Annotated in this window: 19 protein-coding genes and 4 tRNA genes; 10 read left to right on the top strand and 13 right to left on the bottom strand. The window is 45.5% G+C overall.

Annotated features, from left to right (window positions below):
• Positions 1-221: 221 nt before the first annotated feature.
• From L0U89_RS15010 to L0U89_RS15025, 4 genes are all read right to left on the bottom strand, one after another.
• Positions 222-294 (bottom strand) — tRNA-Lys (locus L0U89_RS15010).
• 41 nt (positions 295-335) lie between these two features.
• Positions 336-409 (bottom strand) — tRNA-Arg (locus L0U89_RS15015).
• A 27-nt stretch (positions 410-436) separates the two neighbouring features.
• Positions 437-510, bottom strand: a tRNA-Pro gene (locus L0U89_RS15020).
• 537 nt (positions 511-1,047) lie between these two features.
• Positions 1,048-1,120, bottom strand: a tRNA-Lys gene (locus L0U89_RS15025).
• Positions 1,121-1,194: 74 nt separating this feature from the next.
• Here L0U89_RS15025 and L0U89_RS15030 point away from each other — a divergent pair.
• Entirely contained in the window at positions 1,195-1,923 is a 729-nt protein-coding gene (locus L0U89_RS15030; RefSeq protein ID WP_040481714.1) for a tetratricopeptide repeat protein, read from the top strand.
• On the opposite strand, the gene L0U89_RS15035 is transcribed toward L0U89_RS15030, so the two are convergent.
• From L0U89_RS15035 to L0U89_RS15055, 5 genes are all read right to left on the bottom strand, one after another.
• Positions 1,924-2,550, bottom strand: a complete 627-nt coding sequence (locus tag L0U89_RS15035) for an LON peptidase substrate-binding domain-containing protein (RefSeq protein WP_234862271.1) — start codon at positions 2,548-2,550, stop codon at positions 1,924-1,926.
• Positions 2,551-2,649: 99 nt separating this feature from the next.
• The gene (gene gap / locus L0U89_RS15040) at positions 2,650-3,657 is read right to left on the bottom strand and encodes a type I glyceraldehyde-3-phosphate dehydrogenase (protein WP_008631968.1); all 1,008 of its coding nucleotides are present in this window, start codon (positions 3,655-3,657) and stop codon (positions 2,650-2,652) included.
• A 388-nt stretch (positions 3,658-4,045) separates the two neighbouring features.
• Positions 4,046-4,924, bottom strand: coding sequence for a YicC/YloC family endoribonuclease (locus tag L0U89_RS15045; RefSeq protein ID WP_234862272.1), 879 nt, complete (start codon positions 4,922-4,924; stop codon positions 4,046-4,048).
• A 15-nt stretch (positions 4,925-4,939) separates the two neighbouring features.
• On the bottom strand, positions 4,940-8,320 hold the full coding sequence (locus L0U89_RS15050) for a biopolymer transporter Tol (protein WP_234862273.1): 3,381 nt from the start codon (positions 8,318-8,320) through the stop codon (positions 4,940-4,942).
• 44 nt (positions 8,321-8,364) lie between these two features.
• Positions 8,365-9,417: an NAD(P)/FAD-dependent oxidoreductase gene (locus L0U89_RS15055; RefSeq protein WP_234862274.1), complete on the bottom strand. Its 1,053-nt coding sequence runs from the start codon at positions 9,415-9,417 to the stop codon at positions 8,365-8,367.
• A gap of 55 nt (positions 9,418-9,472) precedes the next feature.
• Here L0U89_RS15055 and L0U89_RS15060 point away from each other — a divergent pair, with 55 nt between their 5' ends.
• The 5 genes from L0U89_RS15060 to L0U89_RS15080 all read left to right on the top strand — a co-directional run bounded on the left by L0U89_RS15060 (position 9,473) and on the right by L0U89_RS15080 (position 16,553).
• Positions 9,473-10,129, top strand: coding sequence for an MBL fold metallo-hydrolase (locus L0U89_RS15060; RefSeq protein WP_234862275.1), 657 nt, complete (start codon positions 9,473-9,475; stop codon positions 10,127-10,129).
• The gene (pssA, locus tag L0U89_RS15065) at positions 10,126-10,824 is read left to right on the top strand and encodes a CDP-diacylglycerol--serine O-phosphatidyltransferase (RefSeq protein WP_234862276.1); all 699 of its coding nucleotides are present in this window, start codon (positions 10,126-10,128) and stop codon (positions 10,822-10,824) included. The genes L0U89_RS15060 and pssA overlap by 4 nt, the downstream gene beginning before the upstream one ends.
• Positions 10,825-10,900: 76 nt before the next feature.
• Complete coding sequence (gene porU, locus L0U89_RS15070; RefSeq protein WP_234862277.1) at positions 10,901-14,074, top strand: type IX secretion system sortase PorU; 3,174 nt, start codon at positions 10,901-10,903, stop codon at positions 14,072-14,074.
• The gene (porV, locus tag L0U89_RS15075) at positions 14,071-15,285 is read left to right on the top strand and encodes a type IX secretion system outer membrane channel protein PorV (RefSeq protein WP_234862278.1); all 1,215 of its coding nucleotides are present in this window, start codon (positions 14,071-14,073) and stop codon (positions 15,283-15,285) included. The genes porU and porV overlap by 4 nt, the downstream gene beginning before the upstream one ends.
• Positions 15,285-16,553, top strand: coding sequence for a M16 family metallopeptidase (locus L0U89_RS15080; RefSeq protein WP_234862279.1), 1,269 nt, complete (start codon positions 15,285-15,287; stop codon positions 16,551-16,553). The genes porV and L0U89_RS15080 overlap by 1 nt, the downstream gene beginning before the upstream one ends.
• Position 16,554: 1 nt before the next feature.
• Here the strand turns inward: L0U89_RS15080 and L0U89_RS15085 are convergent, their stop codons facing one another.
• Complete coding sequence (locus L0U89_RS15085; RefSeq protein ID WP_234862280.1) at positions 16,555-17,511, bottom strand: glycosyltransferase family 2 protein; 957 nt, start codon at positions 17,509-17,511, stop codon at positions 16,555-16,557.
• A gap of 260 nt (positions 17,512-17,771) precedes the next feature.
• Here L0U89_RS15085 and L0U89_RS15090 point away from each other — a divergent pair, with 260 nt between their 5' ends.
• A complete protein-coding gene (locus L0U89_RS15090) occupies positions 17,772-18,362 on the top strand; it encodes a YigZ family protein (RefSeq protein ID WP_234862281.1) in 591 nt (196 codons plus the stop codon).
• Here L0U89_RS15090 and L0U89_RS15095 read toward each other — a convergent pair.
• Genes L0U89_RS15095 through L0U89_RS15105 form a run of 3 tightly spaced genes read right to left on the bottom strand, consistent with a single transcriptional unit; the run spans position 18,355 to position 21,615 of the window.
• Positions 18,355-18,954: a 3'-5' exonuclease gene (locus L0U89_RS15095; protein ID WP_234862282.1), complete on the bottom strand. Its 600-nt coding sequence runs from the start codon at positions 18,952-18,954 to the stop codon at positions 18,355-18,357. The two genes, L0U89_RS15090 and L0U89_RS15095, sit on opposite strands and share 8 nt — an antisense overlap.
• Complete coding sequence (nhaC, locus tag L0U89_RS15100; protein WP_234862283.1) at positions 18,951-20,438, bottom strand: Na+/H+ antiporter NhaC; 1,488 nt, start codon at positions 20,436-20,438, stop codon at positions 18,951-18,953. The genes L0U89_RS15095 and nhaC overlap by 4 nt, the downstream gene beginning before the upstream one ends.
• 49 nt (positions 20,439-20,487) lie before the next feature.
• Positions 20,488-21,615, bottom strand: coding sequence for an NAD(P)/FAD-dependent oxidoreductase (locus L0U89_RS15105; protein WP_234862284.1), 1,128 nt, complete (start codon positions 21,613-21,615; stop codon positions 20,488-20,490).
• A gap of 86 nt (positions 21,616-21,701) precedes the next feature.
• On the opposite strand from L0U89_RS15105, the gene L0U89_RS15110 reads away from it, so the two are divergent.
• The 3 genes from L0U89_RS15110 (at position 21,702) to L0U89_RS15120 (ending at position 24,739) form a co-directional block, all read left to right on the top strand.
• Positions 21,702-22,181, top strand: a complete 480-nt coding sequence (locus L0U89_RS15110) for an Mpo1 family 2-hydroxy fatty acid dioxygenase (RefSeq protein WP_008631992.1) — start codon at positions 21,702-21,704, stop codon at positions 22,179-22,181.
• Between the two features lie 65 nt (positions 22,182-22,246).
• On the top strand, positions 22,247-22,606 hold the full coding sequence (locus L0U89_RS15115; RefSeq protein ID WP_234862285.1) for a cupin domain-containing protein: 360 nt from the start codon (positions 22,247-22,249) through the stop codon (positions 22,604-22,606).
• 108 nt (positions 22,607-22,714) lie between these two features.
• Complete coding sequence (locus L0U89_RS15120; RefSeq protein ID WP_234862286.1) at positions 22,715-24,739, top strand: monovalent cation:proton antiporter family protein; 2,025 nt, start codon at positions 22,715-22,717, stop codon at positions 24,737-24,739.

Raw genomic sequence — 24,739 nt, forward strand, 5'->3', positions numbered from 1 at the left:
TCCCGCTGGGATTCGTCCCGATAGCCATCGCGGACCAGGACCAATACTACACCACCGAAAAACCCCAAAAACAAAAAAGCAGGCCACCAGCCTGCTCCAAGTGATCAAGTGATCCCGCTGGGATTCGTCCCGATAGCCATCGCGGACCAGGACCAATACTACACCACCGAAAAACCCCAAAAACAAAAAAGCAGGCCACCAGCCTGCTCCAAGTGATCAAGTGATCCCGCTGGGATTCGAACCCAGGACCCATACATTAAAAGTGTATTGCTCTACCAGCTGAGCTACGGAATCAAAACAAAAAGCGGAACTTGATTCCGCTTTGATACCCTAAGTGATCCTGTCAGGACTCGAACCTGAAACCTACTGCTTAGAAGGCAGTTGCTCTATCCAGTTGAGCTACAGGACCCGGATGACTATCACTAGTCAGATTAAGTCGGGGTGGCAGGATTCGAACCTACGACCTCCACATCCCAAATGTGGCGCGATACCGGGCTACGCTACACCCCGAAACTTTTTACTTCAGATAGACTCCTTTTGAATCTTTTTTGCGATCCCGCTGGGATTCGTCCCGATAGCCATCGTGGACCAGGCCCATACATTAAATCAACAAACCCATCCAAGTCAGGTTCAAAATTTATCACCATAGCTTAGATTCCTTTTGAATCTTTTTTGTGATCCCGCTGGGATTCGTCCCGATAGCGATCGTGGACCAGGCCCATACATTAAATCGACAAAACCATCCAAGTCAGATTCAAAATTTATCACCATAGCTTAGATTCCTTTTGAATCTATTTTGTGATCCCGCTGGGATTCGTCCCGATAGCCATCGTGGACCAGACCCATACATTAAATCGACAAAACCATCCAAGTCAGATTCAAAATTTATCACCATAGCTTAGATTCCTTTTGAATCTATTTTGTGATCCCACTGGGATTCGTCCCGATAGCCATCGTGGACCAGACCCATACATTAAATCAACAAAACCATCCAAGTCAGATTCAAAATTTATCACCATAGCTTAGATTCCTTTTGAATCTATTATGTGATCCCGCTGGGATTCGAACCCAGGACCCATACATTAAAAGTGTATTGCTCTACCAGCTGAGCTACGGAATCGAAAACGGTTTTGATTTGGATATTTTTAAATCATTCCCGTAATTGGACTGCAAATTTAGCCCTCTGGATTTAAAATGCCAAACCCTAATCGATTCTTTCTTGCAAAATTTATCATATTTTTAATCCCCTTTTTGCAAAGCTTTAATTGTCAAGCCGATATAATCAAGCTGCAGAAAGCAGATTCTTTGTTTGCCTCCAAAAATTACCAGGAGGCCATGAAAATGTACGAGAACTTGCTGCTTGAGGAAGAGGTTTTTTCACCCGCCATGTTGCTCAAAATGGCATTTGTGTCGGAAGGAAAAGGCGATTATTCCTCCGCCAGTTTTTACCTGGCAAAATATTATGACCAAAATCCCAACCCCCGCGTCATCACTAAAATCAAATCCCTGACGGAGCAGGTTGACCTAGAGGGATACCAAATGGATGACAGCGACCGGCTTTTCAGGTTTCTGACAGACCTCCAAAACGAGATCTCTGCCACACTCGCTTTCCTGCTGGTCATTTCGCTGATTCTATTGATCATATTCCGAAAGAAAGCAGACCAACCGATCCATTTCCTACCGAGCGTGTTTTTGATCATTGCCCTATTCGTAAGCAACAATTTCCTCTCTGAACCCAAGACCGGCATAGTCACGGGCAGCCCGACATTGATCATGGACAGCCCTACTGCGGCAGGGAAACTACTTTATACCGTCGAACCCGGACACCGTGTCATCATCAAATCCAGCAAGGATATCTGGTATGAGGTGATTTGGAAGGATAAAAAATCGTACGTCAAGAAAGACAACGTCACGAGGCTTTGATCAAAAATCCAAGGGATCGAGGTTTTTGAAATGCCCGTTCATCTGGATCTTTTTTTTCGCAGCCTCCATTTCACGCATGACAGGAATCACCTTCATAAGGTGCCTGAGAAGATACGCAATCCTATCGGATTCCTTTTCCATGGTCAAAAGCTCATATTCCTCGGCCAACGTCAGGCCGATCTTGTGTGCAAAAGAAAATGAATTGACCGCAAAAGGGACCAAGTCGACAGGATGGCTCAGTAGCCGCAGCAATTCCTTGAGGTAAAACAAAAACTCCCTATAGATTGCCTCTGGCACTTTTAGGTCATTTTCCTTGAAATTCACCTTCCCTCCTGCATAAAGCTTCCCGGGCATGGGATTATCAAAAGACAATATCTCAAACACGCCCAAGGCCTTTGTCTTGATATCCATGCGGCCATCCTCATACAACTTGCTGACATCCAGCAACTGAACCTCGGTCCCGAAAGGCATCAAGGAATCAATGTACACCGCAATCCCAAAGGTATCCCCTGTCTCCAGGATATCATTGATCAATTGTTTGTAGCGGGGCTCGAAAATATGAAGGTTGATGGGCTCATCGGGAAAAGCGACCAACTTCAAGGGAAACAAGGGAAGGTATCCGTCCATATTGTACAAACAACGAATTTTGGGCTTGGTTTTTTAGCGAAATCAAAAAAGGCTGCCTTTTTTGTGGAAAGCAGCCTTTTCTCGGTTTATAGATTTGAATTAAGATTTTGAAGCGATGTATGTCAACAGATCGACAACCTTGTTGGAATAACCCCATTCGTTGTCGTACCAAGAAACTACTTTCACGAAAGTGTCGCTCAACTGAATGCCCGCATCGGCATCGAAGATCGAAGTGCGTGGATCACCATTGAAATCAGTAGACACCACCGCATCCTCAGTATAGCCCATTATCCCTTTCAAGTGGGTTTCTGAGGCTTCCTTCATTTTTGCACAGATCTCCTTGTAGGTAGCAGGCTTTTTCAACCGCACGGTAAGGTCAACCACAGATACGTTTGGTGTAGGAACCCGAAATGCCATCCCTGTCAATTTACCATTCAATTCAGGGATCACTTTTCCAACCGCTTTGGCAGCTCCAGTGGATGACGGGATGATGTTTTGGTTGGCACCTCTACCGCCTCTCCAATCCTTCGCAGATGGTCCGTCCACGGTTTTCTGTGTAGCAGTCACCGCGTGAACAGTCGTCATCAATCCTTCCTCGATGCCCCAGTTGTCGTTCAAAACCTTCGCCAAAGGCGCAAGGCAGTTGGTGGTACAAGAAGCATTGGAAACGATGTTTAGGTCAGAAGTATACTTATCGTGGTTTACACCCATTACAAACATTGGCGTGTCGTCTTTGGATGGTGCGGATAGTACAACCTTTTTCGCGCCAGCATCCAAGTGCCCCTGTGCTGTTTCTTTGGTCAAAAAGATCCCGGTAGATTCGACGACATAGTCGGCACCGACCTCGCCCCACTTGAGACTTGCAGGACTTTTCTCGGCTGTTACGCGGATAGCGTTGCCATTGACGATCAGCTTGCCATCTTTCACTTCTACCGTACCGTCAAAAATGCCATGGGTGGAATCATACTTCAACATGTAAGCGATATAATCCACGTCGATAAGGTCATTGATCGCGACTACCTGTACATCGCTGCGGGACTGTGCCGCCCTGAATACCAATCTTCCGATCCTTCCAAATCCGTTAATTCCAATTTTGATTTTGCTCATAGTTATTGTTTTTATTGTTGTATTGGTTCAAAAATCAAGGTCGAAAATGTCCGAATTTTTACTCGGCGATTATTCTTTGATGCATTAAAATTACCAAATAAATCCCGGCAACCAAAATATTCAAGGATTTGAAAATGAAGCAATTAAACTGGATAAACGGGCTCAATCGATTGCGAAATAGCGAATAAAAATCAACCTATTGATAATCAGTCAAATACTTTTTTCATTGTTATCAGGGAAAAATCGGGATTCTGACTCATAATTCCTTTGCATCTAAAAGTGATCTGCAAATCCGCGCCAAAACCCAGCTAAGCTATCAGAATCAATCCAGTTTCGGGAAGCGTTTTTCCTTTACAATGCACACTCAACCGGCCGATCAAAACAAGCCCTAAAGGATATTCAGGCTTTGTTCCTTGACCTTCTCAAGTTCGTCTTTCATGATGACCACGCAGCGTTGAACCTGGGCATCGTTGGCCTTAGATCCAATAGTATTGATTTCCCTTCCTATCTCCTGACTGATGAATCCAAGCTTCTTGCCTTGGTTTTCTCCTTCCGAAAGATTCTGCACAAAATAATCCAAATGGGTTTCCAACCGGACAATTTCCTCGGTGATATCGATTTTCTCAAAATAGTATATCAATTCCTGCTCCAGCCTGTTAGGGTCGAAGCTATTGTCTTCCATCCATTCGCGAAAGCTGCCTTTGATCCGATTTCTGATTTTCTCCTTTCTCTCCGGATCTAGGATTTTCACCTTCTCAAGCTCTTTCCTTATCACCTGCACGTTTTCTAGGAACTTCTGCTCCAGCACCTTACCCTCGTCGTTTCGGAATCCATCACAGTTCCTCAGGGCCTTTTCAATCACCTTCTTGGCCATTTCCCATTCAATCGGATCTGAATTTTTGTCAATGTTTCCCGAAACTACATTGGGGGATTGCATCGCAATCTTGAACAACTCAGCTGTGTCAGCCTGTGCATCCTTTGCAAGCTTCAAATACCGCTGATAATATCCGTGAAAAAGCTCCTCATTGATCAAAACGGGAAGCTCCACTTGGGTCTTGTTGGTGAATTCGAGCGTCAAATTTACCTTACCGCGCTCCAAAACCGCACTAACCAAATTCCTGATTTCGTGCTCTTTCTCTGAAAATTGCCTTGGCGAACGGATCGAAAGGTCTAGAAACTTCGAGTTCAAGGTTTTGACTTCTGCGCTGATGACATAATTGTCATCTTCTAGGCTAGCCAAACCATAGCCCGTCATGGATTTGATCATAATGTGTTTTGGAGTTTAGAAGTTATAACCCAAAGTGACGTAGAACTTCAGATCGTCCTGTTGGTAATTCCTAATTGGTCTCGCCACATCAAACTTGAAGTAGTAGTTGAGCAAAACGGTCCTCAATCCCGCTCCGTAACTTTGGAGCCAAGGGTTGTTGAAGTTGTTGATCGTAATCACAAATGGAGAACCGGGCGTTGCGATGACCTCGGTGTTTTGGTCGTTGATACGCTGCCAAGGAGCAGATTCGTTCCAAGCGGAACCTATATCATAGAACGCCACCATCTGGAAATTCTTCACAAAATTGGAGGTAATATTTCCTCGTGATAGGTAAGAAAACAGCGGAATCCTCAATTCGGTGGAGAAGGTAACGACGTTTCTTCCCCTGATTTCATCAAATAAATAGCCCCGCAGGTCCACAAACTCAGCAAACAATATGTTCGAATTTTCCACCCAATTTGGATTCCTTACAGGTGATTCGGAAGGCCTGTTGGAAGGTGGCTGGAAAAACTCGTTGAAAAGCCAGTTATTCATTCCACCCACCATGTAAGTCTGTGGATTTTGGCCGAAGAATGATCCTGCATAAAGGCGGGATGCCCAAATCAAATTTTTGTGAATGCTTTGGTATTTTCTGAAATCCAAATAGAAATTGGTGAACGACCGATCTGAATGGTTCATCCCCTGGTAATGGATTACGCCTGCTTTTCCTTTAATACCCTTCTGGGTGTACAAACCAAGTTGCTGGGTTTTGTCCACAACAAATTCAAATCTTCCGCCCAGATAATTGACGTCAAAATTGTTCTGCTCAGGAAGCTGCCCTCTAATGAGAGAATCCGGGTCGAGATTAAAATACTGGGTTTTGGCAATTATTGGGGACAAAGATACCCGTGAATGCACATTAAATGGATAGGAAAAACCAAGTTCAACCTGATTCAGCACGTATTTCTGTTTGGGAATGGAGCCGTCATCAAATTGAAATGACCTACGGTCATATCTTACCTTTAGGTCTATACGCTGCTTTAGATACTCATATTGGAAATAAATGTCGGAACCGGATCTGAAATTCAATGCAAAACTGAGCCCGCCCCTGAAATTATGGTTGTCTAGGATGTCGGACATTACACCAGAAAGTCCTAGGCTGAATCCCCTGAGCGGATCTACGAGCCAATCCGTACTGAGATTTTGCGTAAAGAACTGCGGCTGCATCGGGTTCGGTCCGGTTATCCGCTTTTGAAGACTCTGCCTGCGGAAATTCTCAAGAATATTGCTTCGAGTCCCAGTAGACGTCTGTGCTAGTCTAGACTGCGGAGTCTCCAATTTTGGAATCGTGTCGAATGTATAGTTATCCGTATCGATGCCGCCTTTTTTCTCAAATCTCAAACGATCGGTATTGATGGCCCCGGTCAGACTTTTTGGTGCGGGTAAACTATCAACTGTGGCTGGCTTCGTTTCTGTCTGGGTCGGTACCTTTCCGAGCATCAAATCCTCCAATCTTACATTCAACGAGCTGTCTCTTTTGACTACGGGTTGTGCAGCCCTTCGCTGAAACTCCTGTTGTTGTGTGCGCTGTTCTTCCGCAGCGGCTTCCGCCCGCCTGGACGATATCCGCTCAGAAAGTACTTTTGCCTGCGATATCTGAATTCTGGGCGTGCTTGGTGTAAACTGGTCAATATTGGAGTAGGTTTCGATCACCAGCCTGCTTTGGTTACCATCTCGGTAAGAATAGGCGATCTTGTTGATCTTGGAAGAGTAGTCAAAGGCCTCCAAGCTTTTGTTGAAAGCTGTCATTTGGCTGGTGATGCCGTTTGCGACAGATAAGCGCATCAGGTTCATGATACCACTTTGGTCACTCAGATAAAGCACATTGGCGCCATTAAGTACCCTTGGGCGAATGTTCCGATTGTTGACGTTTGTGAGTTTTTGGATCGTGACGGTATCGGTCACAGTGGCCATGAACAGGTTGAAATAATCCGGCAACACTTTGACATCAGGCGTTTTTGTCAACACCGAATCGGGTAACTCCGTGAAATTCGAAGCGAAAATTACTGTGGAATCATTTAGGAAAACCGGGTTGATATTGTCAAAGGAGTCATTGGTAATCCGCTTTCCCACTCCCCTGACATTAAGCGAATAAACGTCTGTCTTCCCGTTGGAAATCGCTGAAAGGACCATGTTCTTTCCCGATGAGTTAAAATCCAAGCTCAGGATCTGGGTGATGTTGCGAAGGAAAATCCTGTCCTGACCGGACCCGTCTATTGCTCGAGATCGAAGTGCTGTAGTTCCTCGCCTAAAAGTCGCAATTGCCAGATTCAATGTATCACGCCATGCAATCACCGGCGCCGTGAGGTTTATTGGTTGATCAGGGGAAGAAGCGCCCCCCGAGAAAATCGTGCGTTCGCGCCCATCGGCCAAATCCCGCACCTGTACCCGATACTTCCCACCATTATTGATGACATAGGCGAGGTGCTTGCCGTCCGGGCTGAACTTGATGTCATTGATGATCCCAAGTTCCGAATCGGAAGTCTCCTTGATCTCACTTGCAGGATTGATTGACTTGAAGCTTGTCAGCACCTGTTGGTTTGTATTGAGGTAAAATGTCTTCCATTGGTCTTGAAAGGCCTTATAATTGAGGCCGATCGTATTGGCGATGCTATTTTCCTCATTTCTGTTGATCCTACTCAAATTGAGAATACTGGAAATGTATCGCCTTCCATATTTCTCCACGATAAAATTCCAAATAGACTGCCCCAACAATCCCGCTTCACGGCTTTTAAGCTTGTGCAGTTTGGTGGATCTGTTTTCATTGAAAAAATGACGGACAAAATCATCCATTTCCATACTCCATCCGTGGGCCAGATACATCGCCGCTCCCTCTATGTACCATTCCGGGAAACTGTTGATCAGGTTGGACTGGAAAGCATCGGCTATCGTCGAACCATATAGCATTTCCTCGATGATCACCTTTGATACTGTATAGACAAGTTCACGCTTGAACTGCTCCCAAGTACCCGGAAACGCCACTTCACCGATCATCCTACTAAAAAACGACTGCCCATCAATTGTGAACATGTCCACGTTGAGGTTGACGTTGCTGTGGAGAATTTCTTCGGGTGAATTATAGATGAAAATCTTTGGCTTGGTATACGCTACATACCCGATGAGTTGGGTGAGGCGCTCAAATTCGCTTTCCAAATATTGGATTGCCATGCGGGCATTGTTGCCACCCCCCTCGTAGTAGTAGACCTCAAAATTGTTTGAACTATAGTGATACCACTCTATATTCTTATGCTGGATCCGATTTTTCCCAAATCTTTTATTGTTGAATTGGGCGAAAGAATCGGTCGGAAGCTGAAAAATAAACAGGGCGAGCAGTAAATACAGGTACCTTGATTTCATGCAATCTTTCTCACTTGGGTTTTAAATATACTCAAAAAAATGAATTATGTTTTAGACCAACGCAATAGGTTCACCTCTTTTTCGGGCTCGACCCCGGCTAACATCCAGGCACACATCACTTTGCTGAAATAAGGAATCAACGAAACACCCTTGGCTCCAAAACCATTGAACATATAAACGCCTTCGATATCAGGATGTTTCCCCAAAATAGGTTTTCGGTCCTTGGTAGCCGGCCTAATTCCAAAACGGTGGTGAACAATTTTATCCACGGGTTCGGGAACTAGCTTTTCAAGCTTTTCCATGATTTCATTTTTCGCCCGGTCAGTTGGGCCTTCGTCCAAATCATGCCAGGAATAAGTCGAACCGACCCTTTGCTTCCCTTTTGCCAATGTGATACGGAACACTCCCCTGTTAATGATTTCTTCGGGGGAAAATGATTGTGTAAGGTCAATAATCTCCCCCTTCACCGGCGCAAATGGATAGGCATCGAACAATTTACTTCCCATCGCCCCCAAGCCGTTACAAAGAACAATTGCCTTTGCCTTTATGTCCCGGTATTTCACCGAATATTCATTACCAAACTCCAATTCCTCTTCCACCAGCTTCTCCAAACGCATCGAGTCCCGTTGCAACAGATATTCCTGATAACCATCCAATAATGTGGGAATATCCAGGTACCCTGAGTTCCTAAGCATAATTCCCCCAAATGGATTGTTCACTTCTGCATACACCGGCTGTTGAAATACCTGTTCAAAATATCCTTGGAATTCGGGCTCGGCACTTTTCCCCATCCATTCATTTTGCTCTTCGATCGAAAGAAAGGGGCGGTAGATTTTTTTTTCAACCAAAAAAAGCTTTCCAAGCAATTGCTCAAGCTGTCGATAGGTGGGTACAATTTCCGGGAAAAGGAGATCCGCATTCCAGGTTTTCACCATTTGATTGCCTGTAATCGGATTATACAGACCTGCTGCTACCCTACTGCTTTTGTTCTGCTCCGGCGTATCGAACACCACCACCCTTTGACCCAATTGCATGAGTCGAAAGGACAACACCGTGCCTGCCAATCCTTGACCTACGATCAAAAAATCAGTCTCCATGCCCAAAAATAGCTTCTTTATTCGTTATTTAGAGTCCAACAATTCTTTTTCAAACATGCTCCAGATTAAAGTCTTCACTTTCAATCCCTTTTACGAAAATACCTATATCCTTTATGACGAGACAAACAAGGCGGTCATTGTCGATCCGGGATGCTATGAAAGGGAAGAACGAGAGGAGCTGATGGATTTCATCAGGAAAGAGCACCTTCAGGTCACTGATTTGGTGAATACACATTGCCATATCGACCATGTATTGGGCAATGAGTTTGTGAAAACGACCTTCAAAGTTCCGCTTTCGATCCACCAAAAAGAAGTACCGGTTTTAAAGTCGGTCCAAGCATACGCGCCGAGTTATGGATTTGCCGGGTATCAGGCATCCGAACCCGATCATTTTTTGGAGGAAGGAAAATCCCTCCACGTTGGAAATGAGAAATTGAAAATCCTATTTGTTCCGGGCCATTCTCCGGGCCATGTTGTATTTTACCATGAGGAAAGCAAGACCTGCATCGCTGGTGATACACTCTTCCAAGGGAGTATCGGAAGAACCGACCTACCGGGCGGCGATCATGCGACGTTGCTGAATGCAATCAAAACTGTCATGTTCACTTTGCCGGAAGATACGATCGTGTTTCCGGGCCATGGCCCCGAAACGTGCATTGGAGTAGAAAAAGAACACAACCCCTTTGTGGGCAAACGTACCGGCTTCAGATGATGCGACAAAACATACCCAATTTTCTCACCAGTATAAACCTCGCTTTGGGCATGGTAGGGATTTACCTGGTTTTGGAAGGAAATATCAATGCCGGCGCCTATTGTATTTTTCTCGCCGCTGCCTTTGATTTTCTGGATGGCTTCGTGGCAAGGCTACTGAGGGTTCAGGGAGAAATGGGCAAACAACTTGATTCCCTTGCTGATATGGTCACGTTTGGGGTTTTGCCCGCAATGATCATGTTTACGATGATTGCGTCGGGTTCGGATTCAGGGTATCTACCCTTTGTGGCATTTTTGATCGGGATTTTCTCCGCTTGGAGATTGGCCAAATTCAATATCGACGAAAGACAATCGGACAGGTTTATCGGCGTGCCGACTCCGGCAAATGCGCTTCTGATCAGTACGCTTCCGTTTTTGGCAGAAAGGTCGGCTGCCGCCCAAAACCTACTCTCCAATCCACTTGCCTTGGTAGCCATCACGGTCTTGATGTCCTACCTGCTCGTGGCAGAGATTCCTCTGATTGCTTTGAAATTTAAGGATTACTCCTTCCAGAAAAACGTTTTCAGGTATCTGGTAATTATTGTTTCACTTATATTCCTCATAATCTTAGGGATAGCGGGCATTCCCTTCGCGATAATTTTCTATATTGCGGCCTCAATCATAGAGGCATTAGTCGCCCGCAATGCATCACAGTAATACCATAAGAATCAAAGGACTAGTAGGGTTGGTATTTTTTTGGATAATAATCCTAAACACCCACGGTCAACAATTCTTGAAATTTCCCATTACCCAATCCGGAGTTTACAAACTGGACTTGGTACAGGTGCGCGTTTTTGGATATGAAAATCTGGATCAAATCAGCGTCTATGGTAACCCAGGCATGCTTCCCCAAAAATTGGACAGCATCGATCTGACTCTACGGGAAGTTCCTGCAAAAAGAATCGGCGAGTCCTTGTACTTTTTCCTCGAAGGTCCCAATGTTGTCAGTCACCAAAACGGCAAACTAAACTACGCCCACCACCATTACACCGACACCTTATATTATATGGTCGGACCAAAAGTCAGGGAAAATACGATTGCAACGGAAAAAGTAACAGTAGAGAATCCTGCCTCAGACTTTTTCCTGCAGATCGCACAAGCCCAAAAATGGGAAGAAACCAACCTTATCAACTCCGGACGAAGCTGGTACTCCAAACCGATTTTCAGCGGGCAAACATTCACGTTTGGCTTCGATTTGCAAAACGGCGCCGAAGGACCTTACGATGTTCGGTTCAACCTGGTATCCCAAGCCCTCGCGGAGGGAAGGTTCAGAATCAATGCGAGCGGACAGACCATTGGGGAACAAGCCATTGCGGCTATCCCGAATACCACTTATGGCATCAAGGGCCGAGAGGCGGAGATTGCGTTAAACTTCACCTCCACCAACCCGAATAGGATCAATTTCAACCTACTTTTTCAAACTTCTGATCCAAACGGTACGGGCTACATCGATTATGCCTTGCTATCATCCAGAATTTCGAGCGCTAAGTTGTCTAATGGAATTTATTTCCACCTTGCTGAAAACAAATCCGTGGCTTGGCCAGGTCGATTTATGGCCTGGGAGGTATCTGATTTCTTTCGGGTTACAGATATTTCCGGCCAGACCAATTTGATCAAAGGCAACAAGATTGCCGTTTTTGACCCGCTACAAACGCCGAACATTCAGAATCTCCAAAGCGTCAGTCTCTCGCTGAGGACCATCAACGGAAGCCCGGAGCTTCTGATTTTGACCCACAGAAGTCTGGTATCACAAGCCCAACGCCTCGCCGCCCATAAGATCGCAAGGGGACTGGAAACGGAAGTGTACATACTGGAGGATATTTTCGATGCTTTTGGTTATGGAAACAGGGACATTTCCTCCATTCGGAATTTCATAGCCGCCCACTACCACAAGCACGGGAAACTTAAAAATGTCCTGGTTTTCGGCAAGGGTTCTTTTGATTACAAGGGGAAAATCGGAGGACGCCCCAACCTATTCCCCATTTACACTTCACGCAACAGTCTCAATCCCCTGACCACTTACAGTTCGGATGACTTCTTCGGATTTTTGGAGTGGGGCCAAGGAAACTGGACAGAAGACCAAGCGGGCGACGAGCTTCTCCGAATCGGCGTCGGACGATTGCCTGCACTCAGTCTTAGAGAGGCTACAGAACTGGTCAACAAAATAATTTCCTATGAAACCGCCCTTGCCAATCTGGGCCCATGGAAGCGGAATTTGGCTTTCCTCACCGATGATGGGGACAACAACATCCACTTGCGTGACGCCGAATTACATGCGAATTATCTTTCGGAAAACCATCCTGAATTTGAAATCAAAAAACTCTACTTGGATCGCTTCGAGCAGATTCAGAACGGCAATGGCCAAACCTCTCCCGAAGCGCGGAAAGCGCTGAACGATGCCATCAAAGAAGGCGTGCTCCTGCTGAATTACATCGGCCATGGCAATGAAACAACCCTGACTGCCGAACGCATCTTTTCTACTTTGGACCTCATCGATTGGCCGAGCAATCCTTTGTTGCCCTTGTTTGTGACTGCCACCTGCGAGTTTGGCAGGCATGACAGTCCTCTGTCACGGTCCGGGGCAGAGGAGTTGTTGATAGCGGAGAAAAAAGGTGCAATTGCGCTTCTGACCACAGGTAGGCCAGTTTTTAGCAGTGTCAATTTTGCCCTGAACAAAGCCTTTATCGAAACTGCTTTTGAAAAGGAGAACTTCACCTATAAAGACCTGGGAGCAATATTCCAGATTACGAAAAACAACAGCCTAAACGGAACCTTGAATAGAAATTTCTCCCTCTTGGGAGATCCATCCTTGAAATTGGCCTTACCCGAGCTCGAGGCAAAAGCAGATGGTTTAATCGAGATGGAGTTCGCCGTCGAGGCTGATACTCTAATACCACTTCGGGAGTTCAAGTTGAACGGGTCCGTGATTGACCCTGTGACAGGCGCTACGATGATCCAAGCCAATGGGGAGTATTCTATCAAAATCATGGATCAGCCGAAAACCTTCACCACCAAAGGTGACGAGAGTAATCCTGTCGATTTTGCGGAAGAAACCACGTTCCTGTTTCAGGGAAAAGGCGAAGTCAAGGATGGCCGTTTCGAATCTTCATTTTTGCTTCCGGTAAATGGCAATCTCGGAGAAGGTTTGGCAAGTATTCGGCTTTTTGCGACCATTCCCAGCCTCGAAACAGAAGCGATGGGGATCAAGAAAATCCCCTTCAGCAACCGTCAGACAACCATTGATACAGACAAGCAAGGCCCCGAAATCAAAATTCTCTACGGCCCCGATCTTCAACCTGCCCCAGCCGAATTTGCATTTGCATCGGTCCCCATCCAAATCGAGCTGAAAGACCCAAGCGGCATCAATGCCTCTTCAATTGATCCTGAAAAAGGTATTTTCCTTCGGATCAACGGCCGCGAACCCATTCCTTTGAATCACCTTTATTTTGCAAATAGCAGTTCCTTCCAAAATGGGACCATTTCAAGCATCCTTGATCAGTTGGTCGAGGGCAACAACGAAATCGCCATGGTGGCATGGGACAATGCTGGTAACCGTAGCGAACTCAGGGAAACCATCGAAATCAAAGGGGCGAACAATATCAAAATGTTAGATGTTGTCAGCTATCCCAACCCAGCGAGTGAATTCAGCAAATTCAAGATTTCCCACAATAGACCGGGCGAAAATGTGCGGGTTGAATTAGAAATTTATTCTATATTAGGCAGTAAAATATATGTAGACGGTAAGCGTTATATCAACGCTGATTTTGAACTCGATGCGCCTGAATGGAATTTTTTCCATTCGTCAACCAAATATCCCGTAAAAGGCATTTATATTTACAGGCTATTGCTCATTTCAGAAAAAGACGGTACCACAGATTCTAAGAGCGGAAAAATTACCATCAAATGAAACTAGACAAACATCTTATCACCCCCCTTGCCATTTTTTCATGGATTACCTTGATATCATTCCAAGCGCTTGCCCAAAATGCTCCTATCGTTTCCGGACAGGATCCCAATCGTAGGGTCATCATTACGGCGGTACCCTTCCTTAACTTCGCTCCTGACAGCAGGCACTCAGCCATGGGAGACGTCGGTGTGGCAACCAGCCCTGATAACGCGTCGGCACATTGGAATGCAGGAAAGCTGGCATTTATCGAAGACAAAATGGGATTCCAATTGTCTTATTCCCCGTGGTTGGGACGGCTGGTAAACGACATGTCGTTGAGCTATTTGACCTTTTTCCACAAAATCGACGAAGTGTCAGCTTTTGGTGTGGATCTCAGATACTTCAATATGGGTGACATCCAACTCACTGACGGTCGCGGTAACGAGTTGGGAGAGTTTACGCCAAGGGACATCGCCATTGGCGGAACGTATTCCAGAAAACTTTCGGACAAATTTGGATTGGGTATCTCAGCGAGATTCATCCACTCCAACCTTTCCGGCAACATTTCTTCCGTTTCAGGCCAAGAGAGCCGCCCGGGAATATCCGTAGGCACAGACGTAGGCTTGTACTATGCAACTGAAGTCCTTTCCGGAAACAAGACGGGCGTTTGGTCTTGGGGTGTGACAATCACCAACATCGGACCAAAAATCACCTACAACAGTGCGGATGATCTGGACTTTATTCCCACCAACTTCAGATTGGGAACAGCCTACAAGATCAACCTCAACGAGATGAATTCACTGACGTTCGCCTTGGATTTCAACAAGTTGATGGTTCCATCTCCACCTGTTTTGGAAAGGGATGAAAACGGTAACCTTGTTACCGACGAAAACGGAGACTTTATCATTCAGGCCGGAAGAGACCCTAATAGGCCGCTTATTAACGCGATGTTTACCTCTTTTGCCGATGCGCCGGATGGCTTCAGCGAGGAACTCCAAGAAGTGATGATTTCATTTGGTGCAGAGTACATTTACAATGACATCTTCAAATTGAGAACGGGTTATTTTTACGAAAATCCCAACAAAGGTGGCAGAAGATATTTCACAATGGGTTTTGGTATCAAGTACCAGAAGCTTGTATTCGACTTCTCCTACTTGGTGCCACAAGTACAAAACCACCCCTTGGCCGAGACGCTTAGACTCTCCCTGGCCTACAACATTTCTACCAAATAATGTTGGACAGAAGCCAGGCGCCTGCATTTCAAATTCCAGACTCGATAAAGTTGCTTCATCCCGAGGTCAGGCTTCTGCCAAATGGGATTCCCGTACATTTTATACCCACGCCCGAGATTCAGATTATTCGAATGGAAATCTGTGTCTCCGCGTCTTTGGACAACCTTTTGGTTGAAAAAAGATTGATCCCATTTTTTACCTTGGAAATGCTTGTCGAGGGCACCAAAACTAAAAGTTCGGAGGAAATTGCCGATTTCTTCGATACCTATGCTGCGGAAGTAGATACCTCAATAGGATTTGAATTCCTTCAAATCAACCTGACAAGTACCAAAAAACACTTTCTGAAAGTACTCCCGGTGTTCCGTGAACTACTAACTGAGGCGGTTTTCCCAGGACAGGAATTGGAAAAGAAAAAACGGCAAAAATCCCTACAGCTTTCCGTCAATCGCGGCAAAACAAGCTATTGGGCCTCACAATTGTTCAAGAGGGAAATGTTTGGTGCCGACCATCCCTTCGGCCAAATATCGGTTGCTGAGGATGTCGATTCGGTACAACGGGAGGACTTGATCCGGTATTACGAAAACCACCTCTGGAACAAACCTCAGATTTTCCTTACCGGAAATGTGGGAAATGAAGAAATAGAGGCAATTGACGAACTTTTGGGGGATCTCACGGTGAGGTCTATTTCTCCTGTCGAATCCAAGTTTGTCAACAAGCCCAACCATCGCGTCCACGAGGAGAAAAAGGACTCTGTACAATCCACCATTCGAATCGGATGTCATGTGGTCCCTAATTCCCATCCTGACCATTTGCCCTTTTGGGTAATGAATACCTTGCTGGGAGGGTATTTCGGCAGTCGGCTTTCCAAAAACATCCGTGAGGACAAAGGGCATACATATGGCATCTACAGCGCCGTGGGCAGCTTGAGTAGTTCAGATTATTGGATGGTGGCGGCAGACGTCATCAAGGCGCATAGTGAGGAGGTATTCAGTGAAATATATCGAGAAATCGAGCGTATTAAGCACGAACCAATCCCCACCGATGAACTTGAAACCCTGAGGAACTATATGGCAGGAAAACTTCTGTCCCAATTCAATTCCAGTTTCGAAATGATAAGCAGGTTCAAATCTGTACACTTGTCTGGGTTGGATTTCGGCTACTATCAGCGTCAGCTCGAGTACATCCTGAGTTTTAAGGAAAACGATATCCGCAACGTGGCTAAAAAGTATCTCGATCCAAGCAAGTTTGTGGAGATTTTAGTTGGCTAGGCTATTTGAGCAAAGAATAAATCGGACTGATATTGACCTTAGCTGCCGACCAGGTCTGAAGCAAACGGAATTTGAGCCCATTACCTCCAACCTGTCTTGCCAATTCCAAAAAACCGCCCGCGACTTCAAAATTGCCGGATAAAAGCGCATGTTTGGTTTCGTAATAAATTCGCTTCAACAATGCCTCGTTTTCCCGCGGGCGACGGTTCATTTCCTTGATCTTCCAGCATACCTTGAGCGTAGATGGAAGCATTTTTGATTGTTTGGGCGCATATTGGGCAGCGGAAAAAGATCCGGGATGGACATTTTTTATGACGCCGATATGGTTGGAAAAGACGAAGGAATAATTCCTCGCGAGCCTCACGATGATGTCAAAATCTTCATAGCTGAGGCTTTCATCATACCCCCCCTCCTTTCTAAATATCTCCGTATCAAAAACCAAAGACACGGAAGGGATACAGTAGCGCTCTACGACCTGCCGATAGACGTCTCCTATCTTAACTTTTTGAGCTAAATGGCCTTGACGGTCACGTTTGAAAAAAGTCCTTTTCTTTCCATTTCCGTCCCGTAACCAAACATCGGAAAAGCAACAAGCCGCTCCTATCCCTTCCTTCAATTTGGCGACAGAGCGCGACACATGCTCTGGCATCAGCTCATCGTCCCCTGACAAATCGATCAAATATCGCCCCTTGGCTAATGAAAATGCCTCATTAAATGACTTACAGTAGGGCATGGACTCTTTTCTGAGGATAAGTTTCGAAACCAAGCCTTCCGCATTTTGGTTGGACCATTTCTCGATTTGATCGGCAGACTGATCCCTACTTCCATTGTCTACGATGATCAATTCCAGGTTTGGATATTCTTGCTTTTTTACACTCTCAAGTGCACGCAAAACAAAATCGCTCTGATTGAAAGAAGTCAGAACAACCGTGACCAAGGGTTTGCTTGAAGATTCCATCGCCATTGAATGTCTCAAATATCCAATCCAGTCTTGAATCAAATTATACTCCGCAAAAAAACTCCAAACATGATTCAGAAAACAATATTAAATCTAGCCAATTCAACTTGAAACATAAGGTTTTTAGGGCTTTTTTAAATTATTGGGCGTGTTATGAGATTGTTAAACCTCCATCTTCCATATCCCTGATATGCAAATCTTGAAGCGGATTGAATATTTTCCAGTAATTTCAACTTTGTTTCACACCTCAAATCCTCTTTTTGTTGAAATACAAAACAATCGGAACCCTATCGGAAGGAAACTACAAGGAAAAGGGCAGTAGATTTCTTTCGTATGCATTCCCCGTGAAATCTGAGGAGGAAATCCAGCAGCAATTGACTTTGCTTCGGAAAAAATACCACGACGCACGCCATCATTGCTACGCATACGTGTTGGGAAAGGAAGGAAATATCCATCGGGCAAATGACGATGGCGAACCAAACCATTCCGCAGGAGACCCGATCTTGGGTCAGATCAAGTCACATGGATTGACCAACGTGTTGATTGTGGTGGTCCGGTATTTTGGAGGAATCAAATTGGGTGTCGGAGGACTGATTCAAGCTTACCGCGAGGCTGCGGCAGATGCATTGGCCAACAACGAGATTCTGGAAACGGAGGATTTTCAATTCATGAAAATTGAGTTCGGCTATTTGTCGATGAACGAAGTGATGAAAATCGTCAAAGACTACCAACTCGGTATACTAGAACAACACTTCGACAATTCCTGCGAGATGGAATTGAATGTGGCTGACAGCGTAATGGAACAAGTGAGGAACAAGCTCTCAGAAATCGAGGGGCTTCGGATTACTTGATCAGAGACTCAAGGTAACCTTGATACTCAAGTTTCTTGAAGACCTGCAGACAAGCCCAAGCGTCAGTCGCTGCATAGACCATCTGCTTCTCCGTCAACGTAGATGCCTCCCAATTGGAAACCTGTTCAGATTTTGAAATTCGCATATTGAGAACCATCGCTGCGAGATTCCGCACGCCAACGTTTTGGAATCCAACTTTTTTAAGTTCATCGTTCAAGTCAAAAAAATTGCCCGGCACAAAGCCCCGCTTGATTTTTTGCAAAGCCCGTAAATCGTCAAGGACGGCAGCACCGATTTTGGTGACGCTTCTCGATTGAAGCACCTCCAGCAATTCCTCAGGAACCCCGATTTGGTTGATACGGATCAAAAAAGCGATATCCTCCGTCGCCAATTGCATCAAGGCTACTTTGTGTTGGGTTCCTTTGGTAAAAGATGGTTTGGTCTCCGTATCAAAGCCCAAATGCTTGTGCCGCTCGATTTCGTCGAGGACTTCACGCACCTGATCCATGCGATCGACCAACACGATATCTCCCTCAAACTGCCCCATGGGGAGCTCATTGATTTCTGTTTTAGATATTTTCAACGGAATCATGCTACCAACTCCTTTTTCATTTCCAACATTTCCTCTTCCGTATAAAAATTGATGCCAAGTTTGAGATACCCGAATAGGACCGTCATAAATGGACTGATGATATTGAAGAAGCAATAAGGCGCAAAAGTCAACGTCGCAACTCCCAAGACGGTTGCCTGGGTAGCGCCACATGTATTCCAAGGCACCAGTACAGAAGTAACAGTCGCACTGTCCTCCAAAGTTCGACTTAAGTTTTCGGGCTTCAAACCTCTTTTCTTATAAACGTTCGCATACATCCTTCCAGGCACCAGTATCGCCAAATATTGGTCGGAAGTCGTGACATTGAAGAATACACAAGTAGCGGCTGTAGAGGCTATCAATGAACCCACTGAGTGCACTTTTCTGATCACTGCCTCCGCCAAAACCCGCAACATGCCACTCTCTTCCATGATTCCCCCAAATGCCATTGCGCAAACAATCAGCCAAATCGTGTTCATCATTCCTGCCATCCCTCTTGTGGTCAACAGTTCATTTACCACATCATTGGAGGTCACAATGCTGATTTCCCCATACATGGCCATCATGACGCCTTTGAAAGAAAGATAAGCGAAAGAGAAACTCTCTCCCGGCACGGAAGCAATCATTTTCACCACTTCAGGTTGGAAAATGATCGCAAACACACCCCCAAGCAAAGCTCCAATCAATAATGCCGGAACTGCTGCAACCTTCTTCAGGATTAATATCAAGACAACCAATGGCACAATGAACAGCCATCCTGAAATATTGAACTGTTCCAAAATTACCGCAGATATCTCCTTTACCTGATTGACCGAGCCGTCTCCATCTGCATAAATCCCCATCACCCCAAAGATGATCAACGTAATTGTCATGGATGGCACCGTGGTCTTTGCCATATGCCGGATGTGGGTGAAGAGATCCGTCCCGGCCATGGCTGGTGCCAAATTGGTAGTATCGGAAAGTGGAGACATTTTATCACCAAAATAGGCTCCAGAAATAATTGCCCCCGCAATGACTCCTTCTCCAAAGCCCAATGCCTTTCCTATTCCTAACAAGGCCACCCCTACAGTCGCGACAGTCGTCCAGCTACTTCCGGTGGCGACTGACACAACCCCGCAAACAAAACAAGCCGCAAGTAGAAAGATACTGGGACTGAGTACCTGAAGCCCATAGTATATCATCGCAGGCACAATTCCACTCAACAACCAAGTTCCTGCCAATGCCCCGATGAGCATCAGAATCAATATGCTTGACATGGCTGATGAGATGCTTTTCACCATCCCGTCCAAGAGGTGTTCCCACCGGATTTTAAGGCTGTAAACTGCAATAGCTGCCGCAAAAGCCGAAGATAAGACCAATACAAGCTGATTTGAACCCGAAAGGCCATCAGTACCAAAAATTTTGATGTTCATCGCAAGTAATCCAATCAAAAAAACAATGGGCAAAAGTGCCAAAATAACGGTAGGTTCTTTTCGAGTATGTTGCATCAGGAATCGTTGTGGATTTAAGGTTTTGAAATTAACACTTTTTCCGAATTTAACTGGGATCAAGCAATGCCACGAGCTCTCCTGCGGTGTGCCAGCCGATAGCGACACCCATTCCTCCAAGACGCACCGCAATCCCAACGTGTGGATTTAGAAGTTTTACAATTGGTTTTTTGTTTTGTCCAAAGGCCATCACCCCAGTCCACTCCATATCGATTTCCCAGGATTTCCTGGGAAGGATCACCTTATTGACAAGATCAATCAAATAAGATCGAATTTTTGGGTTGATGGCAGATTCGGTGGTTCGCTCTCCAAGGAAATCTAGATTTCTACCGCCTCCAATTAGAAACCTGCCATCGACCTGCCGGAAATAGACGTAACCTTTGTCATAGTGAAAAGATCCTTTCCATGGCAATCCTCCGGTAATTGGCTTGGTGACCATCACCAATCCTCGCCCCGGTTGGATATCAAGTTCGGGTAAAAATTCCCTTGTAAATGCATTGGTGCAAAACGCTATCTGTCCCGCACGAAATGAAATCGGCAGATTGGAAGCGGTATCCAAAACCGAAATCATTCGTCGGTCAATATCGACTGAGGTCGCTTTCGCGCCTGTCACAATCCTTATGCCCAAAGCTTGGCTTTTCTCCCAAAGCGCTGTGACGAATTTTCCGGTATCCAGCTCTCCCTCAAAGGAATTCCTAACGACTGCTTCAACTTTTTTTCCGAATTGAAACCCCTCAATTGAAAAAGTTTCTTCAAAAACTTCACTGCCAAACAAAGGGAGGAGGAGACTGTTTATTCTGGCCATTTGACCGATATGCGGCAGTTCATTCTTCGTAAAAAGCTCAAATCCACCTGTGGCTTCGTAGCCAAGTGCCATATCGCCAAATTCAGCACGAATGGCATTGAGCCCTTGAAATCTTTTGGAAACAAGTTCCAAAACCTCCTTTTCGGACATGGTATTGAGGTCATCCAGAATTTCCGTAAAGCTTCCAAAACACGCGAACCCGGCATTCTTTGTACTGGCGCCGCTGGGAAAAATCCCCCTTTCCAGCACCAAAACGCTGCTTTCGGGTCGCTTTCGTTTGTATTGGATAGCCGTCGACAAACCAACGATTCCCGCTCCCACCACCACCAAATCGTAGTGTAGGAAATGTTTTCTCTCCCAAAAGCTTAGCATTATTTTGACAATTGCTGGATAATTTCCTAGGCTATTTATTAATTTACCGCCTACATTCCAAACAGGAACCAACCCAAATCAACCCCATGAGAAAAATCGACGAGTTGCTGGAAGAATATGGCCTTAGCCACCAAAATGCCACCAATAAATTTATCCATTGGATATGTGTTCCCGCGATTTTCTTTAGCATCACCGGATTGGTCTACAGTATCCCAGCCCAATTATTAGCTACCTACCTACCATTTTTGGGGAGTTTCGCTAACTGGGCCACTGTGGTGTTGATTGCGATTCTCATTTATTATGTAACGCTATCCCCTCCACTCGCCTTGGGAATGTTTTTGTTTTCGGCTGTTTGCCTTGCACTCGCCAATCTCCTGGACCTGTTGGCGCCGGTACCGCTTTGGGCGATCAGCCTGATGGTTTTCGTTGTCGCTTGGATTTTCCAATTCTATGGACACAAAATCGAAGGAAAGAAACCGTCTTTCTTGAAAGATGTCCAGTTCCTCCTGATCGGCCCGGCCTGGCTGATGCATTTTATCTACAAAAAGCTGGGATTGGCTTATTGAAAAATTGGTCATGTTTGACCAGAAAACTCTCTTTACATGTCTGCCCAACCGCTACACAAAGGCCAATGAAAACCGTCAATATTGCCGAAAAACTTTCACTGTTTTCCGAATATTGGTCTCCAAAGATCGTCGGTGAACTGAACGGACAGCAAGTCAAACTGGCAAAATTGAAAGGCGAGTTTGTCTGGCATAAGCATGACCATGAGGATGAATTGTTTTTTGTAATCAAGGGAAAGCTCCAAATGTTTTTCCGGGATAGGATCGAAATTATTGGGGAAAACGAATTTCTCATTGTGCCAAAAGGTGTAGAACACAAACCTGTCGCCGAAGAGGAGGTCCAAGTGATGCTTTTCGAACCCGCAACAACACTCAATACTGGAGATAAGCTCAACGACCTGACAAAGGAAATCCTGGATAAAATCTGATGTTTCAGGCCGAATCTTAGGTCTGATCGGTTTTTTCTTGCCCGATGTGGGGATCCTCACTTTGTCTTTTGCCTAAAGGCTGTATTTTAGGGAATCCATAATTTTCTGATGTCCACCAATTTCCTCTCGATTCTCGCCAATGTTGAAATTCCGATGCTCGCTGACATCGTGTGGATTTTTGGCTTGGCGACCGTGGTAATATTGCTTTTCATCAGGTTCAAAATACCCACCATTATCGGATTCTTGTTGACGGGTGCGCTTGCGGGTCCGTTTGGATTTTCGTTAGTAAATGCCTCCCAAACCGTAGAAGTCCTTTCAGAAATTGGCGTGATACTTTTGCTTTTCGTGATTGGATTGGAATTTTCATTGAAAAGTCTCTTATCAATCAAAAAGGCTGTATTTATAGGTGGCGCACTCCAAGTAATCCTGACAATTCTGGCAACCTATCTTTTTTCATCCTTTCTTGGATTTGAATGGAATGTAGCTGTATTCATTGGTTTTCTATTCTCCCTGAGCTCTACTGCCATTGTATTAAAGATCTTGCAGGAGGAAGGCCAAGTCGGCTCAATCTCCGGGAGGACGACCCTTGCAATCCTGATTTTCCAGGACATTGCAATAGTTCCTTTGATGTTGCTAACGCCAATGCTCGCCGGCGCCAACGACAATGTCGGTTGGTCGCTGCTGTGGCTAGGTCTCAAGGGTATCGGGGTCGTTATAGTTACCTTGATCAGCGCAAAATATCTGGTACCAAAACTTCTTTACCGCATTGCAGCGTCCAAGAACGAAGAGTTGTTTCTCTTAAGCATCATCGTCATTTGCTTTGCCGTGGCCTATTTGACGTCCTTGCTGGGCCTTTCACTTGGATTGGGAGCATTTTTGGCGGGATTGATCATCAGCGAATCAGAATACAGCCACCATGCGACCGGAAAGATCCTTCCATTCAGGGAAGTGTTCCTCAGTTTCTTTTTTGTATCGATAGGAATGTTGTTTGACGTGGGGTTCTTCATCCAGCACCTGCTACCCATATTTGAGCTGACCCTTGTTACCATTTTGATCAAATTCCTTGCTGCAAGTGTATCGGTCCGCTTAATCGGGCAAAGTCTAAGGGAGTCGCTGATTGTGGGCCTATCTATCTTCCAACTCGGTGAATTTTCACTGCTATTGGCAAAGGAAGGTATGCGCCAAGAGCTCCTTGACCCTGTGAGTTATCAGTATTTTTTGTCCATCACTTTGTTAACCATGGCACTCACTCCTTTTGCAATGGGCAAGAGGGTACAGATCGCATCGAGGATCTGCAATCTTCCCATCCCTGGGACTGAAAAATATTCTTTCAACGCCAAGTCCCGAACGGAGATCCCTGCCGTGCAAAGTGACCTGAAAGACCACTTGGTGATCATTGGGTTTGGGCTAAACGGGCATAACCTGGCCAAGGCTGCCAAGACATCAAAAATCCCATACGCAATCATAGAGTTGAATCCCGCGACGGTCAGAAAGGAACTCGCCAACGGTGAACCGATTACCTTCGGAGATGCTGCAAATGAGACCGTGCTGCAGCATGTTCAGATCAACAAAGCGAGGGTGGCCGTTATCGCAATTTCTAATGCCGATGCCACAAAACGGATAGTGTCGGCAATCAGGCATTTGACTGGAAACCCCTATATCATTGTGCGTACCCGATATGTGAATGAGATTGAAGAAAACCTAAAACTGGGTGCAGATGAGGTGATTCCCGAGGAATTTGAAACTTCGATTGAAATCTTCACAAGAGTCTTGGGCAAATACCTTATCCCCCGGCATCACGTAGAGGATTTTACCGAGGAAGTCCGCTCGCACAATTATGCCATGTTCCGCAAAGTTCCCGGCGCGTCGCCAAGTCGGATCCGAGTTCATTTGCCCGATATCAATCTGGTGGGGGTCTTGGTCGAGAAAGACACGGGAGATTTTATCAACAAACCCATCAAGGAAACGCAAATCCGCCAAAAACTCGGCGTCAACATCGTCGCCATCAAGCGGGACGAGAAAACAATCTACGAGATCACCGGTGATATAAAGCTGAAACTGGGGGATTTGGTATATGTGGTTGGAGGACAGGAGGCGATCGAAAAGTTCCAGATGGAAGTAGAAGTGAGTTGA

Origin of the sequence: Mariniradius sediminis, from assembly GCF_021491425.1 — a bacterium.
Classification (GTDB): domain Bacteria; phylum Bacteroidota; class Bacteroidia; order Cytophagales; family Cyclobacteriaceae; genus Mariniradius; species Mariniradius saccharolyticus.

What these genes read in the sequence shown, in the direction of transcription:
- L0U89_RS15110 (WP_008631992.1), top strand. Translation starts at nt 21,702, where the DNA reads ATGAGAAAAATCGACGAGTTGCTGGAAGAATATGGCCTTAGCCACCAA.
- porV (WP_234862278.1), top strand. Translation starts at nt 14,071, where the DNA reads ATGAAACTAGACAAACATCTTATCACCCCCCTTGCCATTTTTTCATGG.
- L0U89_RS15045 (WP_234862272.1), bottom strand. Translation starts at nt 4,924, where the DNA reads ATGATCAAATCCATGACGGGCTATGGTTTGGCTAGCCTAGAAGATGAC.
- L0U89_RS15080 (WP_234862279.1), top strand. Translation starts at nt 15,285, where the DNA reads ATGTTGGACAGAAGCCAGGCGCCTGCATTTCAAATTCCAGACTCGATA.
- L0U89_RS15055 (WP_234862274.1), bottom strand. Translation starts at nt 9,417, where the DNA reads ATGGAGACTGATTTTTTGATCGTAGGTCAAGGATTGGCAGGCACGGTG.
- L0U89_RS15030 (WP_040481714.1), top strand. Translation starts at nt 1,195, where the DNA reads ATGCCAAACCCTAATCGATTCTTTCTTGCAAAATTTATCATATTTTTA.
- L0U89_RS15085 (WP_234862280.1), bottom strand. Translation starts at nt 17,511, where the DNA reads ATGGAATCTTCAAGCAAACCCTTGGTCACGGTTGTTCTGACTTCTTTC.
- nhaC (WP_234862283.1), bottom strand. Translation starts at nt 20,438, where the DNA reads ATGCAACATACTCGAAAAGAACCTACCGTTATTTTGGCACTTTTGCCC.
- L0U89_RS15115 (WP_234862285.1), top strand. Translation starts at nt 22,247, where the DNA reads ATGAAAACCGTCAATATTGCCGAAAAACTTTCACTGTTTTCCGAATAT.
- L0U89_RS15035 (WP_234862271.1), bottom strand. Translation starts at nt 2,550, where the DNA reads ATGGACGGATACCTTCCCTTGTTTCCCTTGAAGTTGGTCGCTTTTCCC.
- gap (WP_008631968.1), bottom strand. Translation starts at nt 3,657, where the DNA reads ATGAGCAAAATCAAAATTGGAATTAACGGATTTGGAAGGATCGGAAGA.
- L0U89_RS15060 (WP_234862275.1), top strand. Translation starts at nt 9,473, where the DNA reads ATGCTCCAGATTAAAGTCTTCACTTTCAATCCCTTTTACGAAAATACC.
- L0U89_RS15050 (WP_234862273.1), bottom strand. Translation starts at nt 8,320, where the DNA reads ATGAAATCAAGGTACCTGTATTTACTGCTCGCCCTGTTTATTTTTCAG.
- L0U89_RS15105 (WP_234862284.1), bottom strand. Translation starts at nt 21,615, where the DNA reads ATGCTAAGCTTTTGGGAGAGAAAACATTTCCTACACTACGATTTGGTG.
- pssA (WP_234862276.1), top strand. Translation starts at nt 10,126, where the DNA reads ATGATGCGACAAAACATACCCAATTTTCTCACCAGTATAAACCTCGCT.
- L0U89_RS15120 (WP_234862286.1), top strand. Translation starts at nt 22,715, where the DNA reads ATGTCCACCAATTTCCTCTCGATTCTCGCCAATGTTGAAATTCCGATG.
- L0U89_RS15095 (WP_234862282.1), bottom strand. Translation starts at nt 18,954, where the DNA reads ATGATTCCGTTGAAAATATCTAAAACAGAAATCAATGAGCTCCCCATG.